The 13,263-nt window shown below is 48.9% G+C and carries 8 protein-coding genes; 1 reads left to right on the forward strand and 7 read right to left on the reverse strand.

The window, feature by feature from the left end:
- Nucleotides 1–24: 24 nt before the first annotated feature.
- From ACKPCE_RS01680 to ACKPCE_RS01695, 4 genes are all read right to left on the reverse strand, one after another.
- Nucleotides 25–918, reverse strand: a complete 894-nt coding sequence (locus ACKPCE_RS01680; RefSeq protein WP_024995905.1) for an AraC family transcriptional regulator — start codon at nt 916–918, stop codon at nt 25–27.
- 80 nt (nt 919–998) lie between these two features.
- Nucleotides 999–2,276 (reverse strand): mechanosensitive ion channel family protein, encoded by a 1,278-nt coding sequence (locus ACKPCE_RS01685; protein WP_319503969.1) that lies wholly within the window; start codon nt 2,274–2,276, stop codon nt 999–1,001.
- Nucleotides 2,277–2,286: 10 nt separating this feature from the next.
- Nucleotides 2,287–3,285 carry a DUF4435 domain-containing protein gene (locus tag ACKPCE_RS01690; RefSeq protein WP_308764201.1) on the reverse strand — a complete coding sequence of 333 codons (999 nt, stop codon included), beginning with the start codon at nt 3,283–3,285 and terminating at the stop codon, nt 2,287–2,289.
- A gap of 2 nt (nt 3,286–3,287) precedes the next feature.
- Nucleotides 3,288–4,121, reverse strand: coding sequence for an AAA family ATPase (locus ACKPCE_RS01695; protein ID WP_024995902.1), 834 nt, complete (start codon nt 4,119–4,121; stop codon nt 3,288–3,290).
- A gap of 119 nt (nt 4,122–4,240) precedes the next feature.
- On the opposite strand from ACKPCE_RS01695, the gene ACKPCE_RS01700 reads away from it, so the two are divergent.
- Entirely contained in the window at nt 4,241–5,164 is a 924-nt protein-coding gene (locus tag ACKPCE_RS01700; RefSeq protein WP_308764202.1) for a DMT family transporter, read from the forward strand.
- Between the two features lie 20 nt (nt 5,165–5,184).
- Here ACKPCE_RS01700 and meaB read toward each other — a convergent pair whose 3' ends face one another.
- The 3 genes from meaB to ACKPCE_RS01715 all read right to left on the reverse strand — a co-directional run bounded on the left by meaB (nt 5,185) and on the right by ACKPCE_RS01715 (nt 13,186).
- Complete coding sequence (meaB, locus tag ACKPCE_RS01705) at nt 5,185–6,285, reverse strand: methylmalonyl Co-A mutase-associated GTPase MeaB (protein ID WP_024995900.1); 1,101 nt, start codon at nt 6,283–6,285, stop codon at nt 5,185–5,187.
- A gap of 29 nt (nt 6,286–6,314) precedes the next feature.
- Complete coding sequence (locus tag ACKPCE_RS01710) at nt 6,315–7,382, reverse strand: DUF1573 domain-containing protein (protein WP_319503970.1); 1,068 nt, start codon at nt 7,380–7,382, stop codon at nt 6,315–6,317.
- An 80-nt stretch (nt 7,383–7,462) separates the two neighbouring features.
- Nucleotides 7,463–13,186 (reverse strand): alpha-2-macroglobulin family protein, encoded by a 5,724-nt coding sequence (locus ACKPCE_RS01715; protein ID WP_319503971.1) that lies wholly within the window; start codon nt 13,184–13,186, stop codon nt 7,463–7,465.
- Nucleotides 13,187–13,263: the final 77 nt, after the last annotated feature.

Consider the following 13,263-nt stretch of genomic DNA (forward strand, 5'->3'; position numbering starts at 1 on the left):
CAGCCGTACCTGTTTCTTGCAGAATCAAATCAATTTCTTTTTCTTTCTATAGTTATCGCGAAACTCTTTGGGAGAGCATTCTTTCTTTTTCTTGAATATCCGGTTGAAGTTCGACAAATTATTGAATCCGCATTCATAACAAATCTCGGCAACCGACATGGTTGAGTCCACCAGCAAGCGCGCCGCATAGCCCAAACGAATATCAATAATGTAGTCAGACAAGTTCTTTCCTGTTCGTAACTTAAAGAAACGGCTAAAAGAAACAGATGTCATTCCAACCATATCGGCAAGCTGATTCAGTCTGATTTCCTCTTTGTAATGCGCATTAATAAACTCCTGCACCTTTTGAACCCGGCGGCTGTCAGAGTGAATGCCTATCTTAGCAAAAGAAGAACTTGACAGCGTGCGGGCTTCATCACTGTGCAGAGACAATTCATACAAGATAGTGAGAAACTTGATCACAGCGTAAAACCCCTGTTTTTCAGAGGCCAATGTATCCAATAACGGATAAACCTTCATAATAGCTTGCATGGGAAAGCAAAGTCCTTTCTGAGCACGGTCCAGCATAGATCTGATGGAATCAAACTGGTTTTTATTGATGAAGCTCTTGAAAAACAGATCTGAAGAGAACTGAATGGTTATTTCACGAATCTCTTTCGAACAACAGTCGTGTTGCTCCCACACATGTTCCAAATCCTTTCCGGTGATCAGCACCAAGTCATAATCACTGATAATCTCAGCCGAATCGCCAACGATGCGACGCACTCCGGCTGCTTTCTCAGTAAAGTTCAATTCGAATTCAGCATGACTGTGCATCGGATAAGTAAATTCCGTTTTATACCGCTCCGCGATGTAAAAACAATCTTTGTCCGATAAAGGGGTAATTTCACGAATAATCTGGTTTTGTGCTACATTCATATCGATAGAAGGTTAATATAGTATTATCGTCACAAATATAGCACATTATTTTAAATCCAGTGCGAACCCATACTTTTTTATCAATTAGTGCGTAATTCCCTGAAATCACTTCCCGTAGGATTTTGAAAAACACGTAGCTCAAACTCAGGTATGATAGCTAACACATGATCAAACACATCAGCCTGAATACTTTCATAAACCACCCACTCTTTGATAGCAGAAAAAAAGTATAACTCAATCGGTATGCCCTGCTCCGTTGGCTGCAATTGTCGCACCATGCAAGTCATCTCTTGATTCACCGCATCCAGGTTTTTCAGATAATTATTCAGGTAAGCTCTGAAAACCCCTAAGTTAGTCTGCCTCCTTCCGTTGACCAGCAGACTGTTATCGATGTGGTGCGTTTCATTGTATTCGGATACAACCCGTTCCGTTTCATCAATGTAGTCAGCAAGCAGATGTATTTTACGGTATTTATCAAGCATTTCAGGCGTGCAGAATTTAACACTGTTCATATCAATCCGGATAGAACGCTTCACCCGTCGGCCGCCGGATTCCTGCATGCCCCGCCAGTTTTGAAACGAATCGCTCACCAAAGCATAGGGCGGAATGGTCGTAATGGTATTATCCCAATTACGAACTTTAACCGTATTGAGTGTCACCTCAATCACCGTACCGTCGGCCCCATATTTGGACATCACAATCCAATCGCCCACACGCAACATATTGTTGGCCGACAACTGAATGCCCGACACAAATCCCATGATACTATCCTTGAATACCAACATCAGGATGGCTGCCGATGCACCCAGTCCGGTAAGCAACACCGCAGGCGATTTATTCATCAGGATACTGACTATGGCAATGCCTCCAATGAAGAACAGAGTAACCTGAGCCGTTTGCAGCAATCCCTTTAGCGGACGATCCTTAAACTGCTCCTTTTCGCTATAGACATGGTAAATAGCTGTCAGGAAAACATTGATAAATCGCAAGAAAGTGGCAATGATATAAATCATGCAAAGGCGCTGCAAAAAAGAAACGACATCCGGTTCACGCGGGAAAACCACCGGAAGCAACACATAAATCAGTACCGGAGCCACCATTCGGCTAAGGTTGACCAATACTTTTTTATCAAACAGAACATCGTCCCACGTTACTTTCGTATTCTTCACCAGCTTAGTCACCACATGCAGCAGCACAGTGCGACAGATAAAGTTAGCCGAGAATGCCAGCAGCAACAGCAGGCCTACGGCAATAAACTGGTCCAGACTATCGGCTAAGCTCTGTCCCGTCCCTAAAGTTACCAGATATTCATTAATGTTTTCTACAATTCTGTAATCACTCAACATTTCCTTTGTCATACACACCTATTTATTTTTCCTTCATAAACTCCCTTACATCATCACGGAGCCATTTATACAAATAAAGTTCCTTGTAACTCTGCGCCCTGCGCAACATCACCTCTACGTTGACCTGACTATTTTCATAGCTCGTCAGTTCGTTCCGGTATTGTTCCTCGTGTTCAGCCAGTCGTTTAATCTCCTCTTCCCTTTCCCGCCTCAACACGGCACAGACAGGATTCAGAATCTTCATCACCACATTATCCATGATGTGGTGCCCCTGAATATACAGATAAGTAGTTTCCGGATTCAGTCCCAGCTTCTGCAAATCCTCGCCCAGTTTCTCCACCTCATGCGTAAATTGCCCGAAACGCTTTTTCAGTTGAAACAACTTAGCACTTACCTCCTTCTGCATTCTTTCCAAAGCCACTTCCGGATGATGAAAGTTCAAGTCGCGCACCCGTACACAAGCATGAAACTCATTCATCGGAAACGAGTGCGTATCATACTGCCGGTAAAAGAAAACCGTCCACAAGAAAAGCGGATAAGCTATTTCCGAGTACCTCTTCATGAAAGCATTAAAATCAAAGAGACGCTTGTCATTCAAAGTCGACTGCACACATACCTCGTGCAAACCATCGGCATAACAATGATAATTTTCAATGGCATAAGCATACGTTTGAAACACATACTTGTTTTCGTTCAGCTTGCGCGAAGTAGCCGTAGCTCCTTGCAACAGGAAATCAAAATCACTGTCCACACAAGCAATGAGACTCTTGCCCAACTCCTCCACCCGAAGCGTATTCATGAGTACCATCTTCTTGCCTTTCGACAAAGACGTGTTCGAAGGCAGCATCACTTCAAAATAATACTCCTCCGTTTCGAACTCCTCCAGCAGATTTCGCCAAAAAGCAATGTCATCATAACTTTCCACATACGCCACAATCTTTTTTCGGGTTTTCTTCGGATAAAGCTGTTGTGCCGCACCGATATATGACGAACTCAGGTTGTCAACCAATCTTTTCCCCATATCTATTTCGCGTGCACCAAGGTTGATATATCACTTACTTCAGTCACCGCATCGAGCCAGCCTTCCATAATCACCGCGGGCGAGTGAGTGGTGAGCACAATCTGCACATTCGGGTTGAGCTCCCTGATCATCGAAATCAACTTTTGCTGCCATTCAATGTGCAACGAAGCCTCCGGTTCATCCATGAACAGCACATAATGCCGGTTATCCTGCACCAATGTAGTCAACAAGATAACAAGCATCTGCTTCTCACCCGACGATAGTTTGTACGGGTGCAGCAGCTCATCGTCCTGATAAAAAGCAATATCATTACGCTTACGATCAATCTTTTTACGCGTATAGCTAAACAAATGATCAATTAAGTCCTGAAACCTCTTCTTGGGACAAGAAAGTGTGGAAGCTTTGCTTCGTAACTCCTCATCATCACTAGCCAACATCTCAATCATCCGGTTGCCAATGTTCACCTGATAGTCCAGGTACCTGCGTTGCAACAGATAAAGTTGCCAGTCGAGCTCAGACTTCACATTCTTATCTGCCATGTGCGCGGTAAAATCGCCCATAATAAGCGGCCGGTCATAACTTCTAATCACATCATAAGGAATAAAAGTAGCTTCAGGGTCATCAAAGAAAACACGTACCCCGTTCTTCTCATCACTCTTCATCTCACCCGACAGCCTTTCGAGATAGCTCACCGAACGATTCAGAATAGTTGTTTTCCCCACTCCATTGATGCCGGAAAGAATATTCACATCCGGCCTGAGATCCCAGGCAATGTTGAAGCGCCCCCAGAGACCATCCAGTTCAATCCGCTTGATATAATTCGCTTGCTTTTCCATCTTGTTTCTATTTAATTCGGATAGCATTCCGTACCACAAAGATAAAAATATTCTTCATTAACCCGTAACGACATACTTTTTTTCTACCTTTGCAACAGGTTTTATTTAAGGATAACAGGATGACAAACGATAAAAATATTTGGGGACACGCAGCCATGTTCACTGCCAACCTCATGTGGGGACTAAATGCCCCTATCGGAAAAGCCGTTTTGGCAGAGTTCACACCCATGTCGGTAACCACCTTCCGTATGGTAGGTGCTGCGGTAGCTTTCTGGGTACTGTCTTTTTTCTGTAAAAAGGAAAATGTAGAGAACAAAGACCTCTTGAAACTTTTCTTTGCCGCTTTGTTTGGCGTTGTGTTTAATCAGGGAGCCTTCATCTTTGGCTTGTCGCTCACCTCACCCATCGATGCCTCCATTGTGACCACCACTTCACCCATTGTTACTATGATTGTGGCGGCTATCTACCTCAAAGAACCGATAACGAATAAGAAAGTGCTGGGTATATTCATCGGGGCATTGGGAGCGCTCACACTGATTCTGAGTGGTCAGGCCGCTACCAGCGGTCATCCCGGCAGCATGTTGGGCGACCTGTTTTGCATGATTGCACAGTTCAGTTTCGCCATTTACCTTACCGTATTTAAAGACCTCATTACCAAATATTCTGCCGTGACCATCAGCAAATGGCTGTTTATCTATGCGTCTATGTGCTTCATTCCCTTCTCTTACCATGACGTAGCCGCCATTGACTTTACGAGCATCCCGTTTGATATGATACTAAAGATAGGTTATGTCGTATTCTTTGCCACCTTCCTGGCATACATACTCACTACCTCTTCACAGCGCGTGCTTCGCCCTACCCTAGTAAGTATGTACAACTACGTGCAACCCATTGTAGCCTCCTTTGTGGCCGTAGCCATCGGCATGGATACATTTGGCTGGCAAAAAGCCATAGCCATTGCCCTTGTCTTCCTGGGAGTATACATTGTAACACAAAGCAAGTCGAAGGCACAGTTGGAGGCAGAAAAACAGCGGAACCCTTGAAAAGAGTTACGCTACTATGATTATTTTTTCAACTCGGCAAAATAAGCATCCAGTAAATTTCGTGCAGCCACAAAAGAAGTCAGGTTCGCTTCCAGCACCTGCCGCTCTTTGTCGGCCAGCATAGACTTCACCACTTCGTTGTTATAAAAGCTGTCGCGCAAATGTTCGTTGATGGCCTCATACATCCAGTACTTGCTCTGTTCGTTGCGGCGATAGTCAAAATACCCGTTCTCCTTTACAAAAGCAATGTACTCATCAATCATGTCCCATATCTCTTTCACACCCAGGTTGTAAAAGCCCGAGTAAGTCAGCACGCGAGGTGTCCAGCCTGAATCCGGAGCAGGAAACAGATGCAAGGCATTGCGAAATTGCGTAGCAGCCAGCTGCGCCTTATCCACGTTGCTGCCGTCGGCCTTATTGATCACAATACCGTCGGCCATTTCCATGATCCCCCGTTTGATGCCTTGCAGCTCATCACCCGTACCGGCCAGCTGAATCAGTAAGAAGAAATCCACCATGGAGTGAACCGCTGTTTCACTCTGACCTACCCCCACCGTTTCTACAAAAATCTTATCGAAACCGGCCGCTTCACACAGAATAATAGTCTCCCGCGTTTTGCGGGCTACCCCTCCCAATGATCCGGCCGACGGACTGGGGCGTATAAAAGAATCAGGGTGAACGGATAGTTGCTCCATGCGGGTTTTGTCGCCCAGAATACTTCCCTTGCTGCGTTCACTGCTGGGATCAATGGCCAACACAGCCAGTTTGCCTCCCTTTTGCAACTCATGCAAGCCAAACACATCTATCGAAGTACTCTTCCCGGCGCCCGGCACCCCACTGATGCCCACCCGCACAGAATTGCCCGAATACGGAAGGCACTTTTCAATTACCTCCTGTGCAATGGACTGATGTTCGGGTTTTACACTTTCTACCAGCGTAACTGCCTGACTGAGTATGGTGACATTACCCTGCAAAATACCTTCCACAAATTCGGCAACCGACAACGTACGCCTTTTGGCCTTGCGTTGCGCTTTCAGGTAAGGGTTAACAGATGCAGGTTGTTCGATGCCCCGGTTCACTGCCAGGCCTTTATATTCTTGATTGTTTTCAGGATGTTCCATGTTTCATTCGTTTCGTTTAAGCCACCGCGTCAGTTGGCCTTCAGATTGATTTCCACCTTGGGCTGCACGGGGTCGTTGGTTATCATTAATATGCGTAAATGTTTCTTCTTGTTGAGCCCTTTACGCTTCAACGTAATGGTCAGGCGCGTTTGCTCACCGGGCAGAAGCACCGTTTTCTTCAAACTCACACCCACCGCCGGGTTAAAGACTTGAAGCTTGCCGATGGTGAGAGGTGATTTACCCGTATTGGTGATAACAACCGCATGAGTCGCTTTGTTCTTCTTCAGCAGATGAGGAACAAAATCAACCTCCGTTTGCGACAAACGAATAGCCGGAGCCTTGGCTTTTTCCTGCGCGCTCATTTTAGAGAAGTCGGGCAAAAGTACGGCCGATACCGGAATCTCATTCTCCTCACTTACCTTATCGCCCGCAAAGCGAGCCAGGTACACCGAACTTTGCGTCAACCCAAAATCATTCAGCTTTTTAGAATCCAGTGTCAGTTTGATGGTACCCTTCTTACCCTTCAACAGCACATTGGGACTCTTTTCCATACGCAGGTAAGGCGGCAAATGCATCAAGACCGGTTCGTACGGACGGTCCGACAAGTTCACCACACCGATGGTAATCTCGGGACGATCACCCGCATTCACATCCGGAAAATCAAGGGTATTTCTATCCAAACGAATTTGACCGATCTGGTACGGATGCGAAGTGGTGAAATCCTTCACCTCACGCACCACCTCCCCTTTGAAGGTGAGGTACACCAGTGACGGTTCCGCATTGCTGTAAATGCCCACCGTCTTCTCAAAGTGCCCCAGCGCCTGAGCGTCAAACGTAGCCGTTACCGTTCCCTTCTCACCCGGTGCAATGGGCTGTTTGGTCCACTCGGCTACCGCACATCCGCATGAGGTAGTCACATTGCTCAGCACCAACGGTTTATTACCGGTATTGGTAATGGTATAATCCACCGTTACCGGTTTTTTCCATTCAATCTGGCCGAAGTTATGCGTTTCCTTATTCGAAGAAATGTGCGATTGCGCATAAGCCGACAAGCTGAAGGCCAACAAAGAAAAGAGAGCAGTCATATTGCGTTTCATCCGTTTCTATTTTTAATCATTACAAATTAAGCTGCACAAAAATAGCCCTTTTTCATGAATTAAGGAACATGAAACAGCGGTTAATTTGCAACCTCCAGTGTGGTCGATGCCGAATGTGCCGAGTACTCGGGCGTGTAAGCCCCCTGTACAGTGGCAATTCCCGCTTCATACGTACCGGGGCGACTCACCACATACGTGTTCTCCCACACATGCACACCCTTGCTCATCGAACTGAAAAACATCTGTGTAGAAGCATCTTTCACCTCCACATAGCAGCCACCCCCGGCCGACCACCGGTAACCCGAGACAGGGTTGAGCGGTTCCATGCAAGCAGCCAAACGATCTTTGATCTGCACAAAATCCATGTCACGATCCAAACGGATGGTCAGTCGCACCACTACCCGGTCGCCCACCTGTAGCGGATTAGCCGTCGTAATCAGTTGCAACTGCTTCTTGCCGCCCGCCACGCGTTCGGCGTAAATCACCTTGTCGACCGATAAGCCAGCCGTACCGTAGCGAGTAATCTTTCCAAATTCCTCATTAAACTGAGCATACACACCACCCCACGCCAAGCCTTTCCCCTGCTTGCTCACGCGGATGTTTTTGGCACGCTTTACCGTTGCGGCATCGGTTATCACCTCTTTTCGGTACCCCATTACATTGGTGACCGACGAGCCGACGCTCCACTCCTTGCCCCCTACCTTCACGTTCAGCGAAGCATCCGCAGTCAGCACATCCTTACCGCGAAGCAACAAAGCATAAATAGCATCAACGGTAGCCACCGGCGAATCCCACTGCTGCGTGCGCTTTTGGTTCAGCACCCACACCTTCATTTCATTCGTCAACACCGTATCGTTTGATAAGGTTTCAAAAGCCTCAATGGCAGCCACCTGCGTAGCCATGCGGCGCATGTTCCACGTTTGGGGAGCCGATCCGAATGCAAAGAAGCGCCCCTCTGCCGGTTTGTACACCGTGTGCTCCTTCAAAGAAGCCAAAGCCTCCGCCGATGCCTTTTCCTTACCGGCCGCATGCAACACCAGTGCAGCCCGAGCCTTGTCGGCCAGCGACAAACCCGCTACCGATCGTGATAATTTCTGAAGGAAATATCCATACGCCTTTTGGTTGGCAGCAGGTACCCCCTTGCCCCACAAATACACCAGATACAAATACTCCGTCTGCCCATCCGTGATGCCCGGTTCCGTTTGCCCCTTCTTCAGAGCCTCCTGTTCAAGCTGATACACCTTCAGCATCTCCGCATGCAGATAATTCAGTGCAGCAGTCACCATCTCTTCAGTTTCAGCAGGAAGCTTCACCTCCTGATTCCTGCCGAGGCGGAGCAACGTCTCCAACACATACGTTGTGATGTATCGGTTGCCCGACATGCCGTTGTACCAGCTCCACGAGCCATCGGGCAACTGCAAAGCTTTCAATTTCTGCTGAGCCACAGCCAATTTATTATTCCTGTTATTGAGATCAAACAACGTAGCCAAGCGCTCCATCTGTGCCGTTTCACTCTGCGCCTCGAGCAACCAGGGCGATTCCTCCGCCAACAGATCCTTCAGTTCCTGATTCTTCAGCAAGTTACTTACCCACGTATCCTTGTCGCCCCCCATCATCTTCCAGGCATCCATTGCCTGATGAATACAAGGCTGCTGCTCCACGAGGTAAGACGCCATGGCATTGGCATAATACGCCGTTGCCCACGAAATGGCATTATCCGACTCCGGGTTGCTCACCGAAGGCAACGCCTGAATGGCATACCAAGCCGGGTTAGAAGAAAACTCCACCGTCAGCTTGCGCGAAGTAGCTGTTTGGCTACCCTTGTTAAACAAGTCGGCCAAACTATATTCTTGTTCCTTGCCAGGCAGCACCGTAATGGGCAACGCCTCGGTCACATACTCCTTATTGGGAAGCACCGGAATCACATGCTGTTCACCGTCGCTAAAATTCTCACTCTCGGCCACCAGGCGACAGCCCAGCAAGTCATACCGATCCGTTGCCGTGAAGGCGAACTGCACCGCCACACTCTGCTTGGCTTCCGTGGCAAACGGCTGCTTCTGCGTAGCAACCACCTCATTCGTCAACGGGTTGAACCAAGTCAGCGTCACCACACCCGCCAGTGCACGCTCCGTACGGTTATCCACCGTAGCCGCCAACACCGTATGGTCACCTACCCGCACAAAACGCGGTAAGTTAGGCGTTAGCATAAAATCCTTGCTGGTAACCACCTCTTCGTCCAGCTCCGCCAGCAACATATCCTTCGTGTGCGCATACCCCCTGAAATTCCAGGTCGTGAGACTCTCGGGCATGGTAAAGCTAAACACAACCTCCCCTTTCTCATTGGTCAGTAACTGCGGATAGAAGAAAGCCGTTTCCGCGAAGTTCGTACGCACTTGTCCGGAACCAACCGTTTGCACACTGCCGGCAGTTTTCGATTGAGCCTCATCACTAACCCCATACCCCACAACAACTACCTCCTCAAGAAGTTCCTCCGAGTTCTTGGTCATGATCCCTGCCGCTTTGCTCGCCATGCCACGTATCATAATGGGCGACCTTTCTTCAAGACTATAAAAGATCCGATCCCCGTCGGCCACTCCATATAACGAGTCGAAAATCAATTCAGGAACCTTGATGGCCCGCTGCGGAAAACTGAACGAACCGAAAACCCCTTGCATAAAAGGAGAATACCACTGCACAGTAGGAATCAAACGATTATAATAAAGATTCCACTCCTGCTCATTGTCCCATATCTTATCGAGTGACGCATCATACATGGTTGCCAGCATCTCCGCATTCGCCGGTTTACCCTGAGGAGTCGTCAGCGTGAGCCTCCATTCCTCCTTCTTACCCGGTTGCAACTTATCTCTGAACACCTGCCATTTTGCTTTTAGCCATTTCTCCGGTTGCTTCTTCGTCAGCCTCACACTCTGCTGATACACCTGCCCGTTCTTCACGAAGCAGAACTGCACATTCACCCCGTCACCGTATTTCCCCAGATACGGAAGGCGGAACGTCTGTACAGAGTCCGACCAATGCAACACCCGGCTTTCGGGCTTTTGATCACCGTAAAGCACATCCATCAGTACATACGCATCAGCATGCGAAGTACCTACCACAAACACAGCCGGGTGCGTGGCATCAAACTCCGTATTCACCGGATGATACCATAAATCAGTTGTTTCAGCCGGACGCGTGTCCCGGAGCGAGAACAGCACCACCTTCGTTGAGAAAGTCACCTCCCTGCCCTTTGCGTCGTGCGCCTGCAATACCAACTTGTAAGCCCCCGACGGCAAAGCCTGCCAATCAGCCAAGAACATCTTTTCATTGGCAACAAACGAGCCCTGCGCCACAGCGACAGAGTCCACCCGATCCGCCTTCACATCCGTGTAGCGTAGCAACCGGTACACCCCGTTCACCGCCACCTGCTTGTCCGAAAGATTGCGAGCCTCAAACGTAGTCCAAATAGAATCGTCGCGACACACCATCTCTTTGAGAGTCGTACTCAAAACCAGCGACCGCTCACCTGCATGGATGTCAAACGTTTCCGTTTGCGTTTCGCCCGCATCACTAGTCACCGCCGCCTCCACGACATACCTGTAATAACGCCCCTGAGGCATATCCTCCTTGCCGGGCGTTAACTTCACGGGCACAACAAAACTGCCGTCTGCCGCCGTTTCCGTTTCACCGCTCCCGATAACCTCCGATTGCATACGCCCCATGCGCCACCAACCACCAGCCTGGCGAGTCACCGTGTAACGAACCTTCGCCTTCATCAGCGGCACCGCACTATACGTACGAACAGTGCCCCTCACCCCGACCGAATCATTGAGCTGAAACTCATCCTTCACCTCATCAAATGCCACAAAGAACGTAGGTCGTTTGTACTCCTCCACCCTGAAACTACACTCCGTATTTTCAGCAGTCAGCCTGTACACCCCATTCAATCCCGATGCCGGTAACACAAACTCCAGATGAAAAGAACCAAATTCATTCGTAGGTAACCTGCGTGTATCTATTCTTTGCCCGTTGGCACCAAACAGCCTCACCTCATACGTCTTGTCGGCCACCACCCGGCTGCTGTCCTCCATCTGCTCATACGCCACCCCCTTTACATACACCGTTTGCCCCGGCCGGTAAATGGTTCGATCCGTAAACAATTGCACCACCTCCTTGTATCGGGCCACTTCCTGATAATAATATCCCGCTTGCCAATGCTGATAAGGCATAGACTCATCGCCCGCAGCACTCACCCTAAAAAAGCGGAACGTAGCATCCCAGGGAAACACCACCTTGCCCTGCGCATCCGTAGTCAAAGCCTTTGCCAACTTCGTATCTTCCTTTTCCTGATTGTACAGCAACACCTGCGCACCCGCTATCGGATGCCCGCTTTGCGCATCGACCACCACCACTTCGCAATCCTTACCCGGCAGCCGGCGAGTCAACGTCTTCAGCTTACTCACATAAACCAGTGAAGACCGATCTTGCGCCCCCGACACATGCGATGCCGTGATCAAGTACACCCCTTCGGCAGGCATCTTCACCCGCAAAGTCGTATCGGCCTCCACGTAATCCGCAGTGCGCTTCAACACCAAGTCCTTAGTCAACACCCGGGTACCGTGCCTCTTGATGAAATCCGCATCCAAACGCTCCTTCAGTAACTCAGATGTAGCCGGAACATTCAGCTTGTAAAACTGCAACCGGAAACCGTCCACATTGCGGTGATTCACCTTTACCGACACCTCCGCCCCCGGGTACACCACCTCGTTCAGGCTGAAAGACAACGAAGACGCCAGAATCTCTTGGCGCACCTCCTTCAATGCATTGATGCGATTGTATTTGGGATAACGAGCGATGCCCTCGTTGCACAGCGCCAACGCCTTCACCATTTGATTCATGCTCCGTGCCCGGTTGGCCTGCTGCAAATAAATCTCCGCTGCCACGGCACTCTTGCCGTACTGCTGCAACAACCCATGAAGCGCCAGCATATATGCATCTTTCTCAAAGCCCTCCGTTGTTTTTTGCTCCTCGTCAATGCCACCATTCACTTCCGTGTAATGCCAGCTCAGGCTGTCGAGCGTCGCCAGCACCACCCCGTCTATATTCTTTTCCGCTTTGTACGCCTTTATCAGGTTGGCATACAGCTGCCTTATCTTCGGTCGAAAAAACTCTCCATGGAGCTGACCATCCACCTGCTTCATCACCTGCACATTACACATCACCAGCAGATGATACAAGTTGTGCCCATACAGCGCACTGGTACTACCCGGTTCCACAAACGGCACATAGCTGCGTGCCGATGTAGCCAGCAAGAGCGCCGAGTCGCGCAGCGCTTGCTCCACGTGGCTGTTCACCTTCTCTTTAAAGAGGTTGGCCCCCCACTCGTCCATATCATCGGGCACTACCCCCGGTTCCGTTTCCATTCGTTGATTGATGTTCCAACTCTTGGCGGACACATACCGGTTATAAGCCTGAGCCATCAGTGTGTGCAGCACGGCCCTGTCTGTTGGCTTCTGGGCGCGCAGTGTCCATTGCTCCAGCTCGGCGAGACACACCCGGACGCTATCGGGTGCCTTTTGTTGCAGGTAATTCATTCGCCACACAAACGCCTTGAGCATCTGTGGAGAATTCTTCTCGGCTTCCGCCTTGGTAAAAATACTTTTTGAGATGGACAGTGCTGTTTGCGGTAAGCTTTTCTGCTCTGCCGTTTTCAGGTTCTTCCAATAAGTGTTATACGTTTGTGCGCCAGCCGGTATCAGCGTAACGCAAGCCAGTAACAGGGTGAGAATCAATGCATTCTTTTTCATACTTGTGGGTTTAAGTCTGAGTTGAATGGCAAAGTAAAGAATTTATTTGTGATTTTTGTATGGGTTGAGGGGGGAAT

Origin of the sequence: Bacteroides graminisolvens, assembly GCF_963666085.1 — a bacterium.
GTDB classification, from domain to species: Bacteria; Bacteroidota; Bacteroidia; order Bacteroidales; family Bacteroidaceae; genus Bacteroides; species Bacteroides graminisolvens.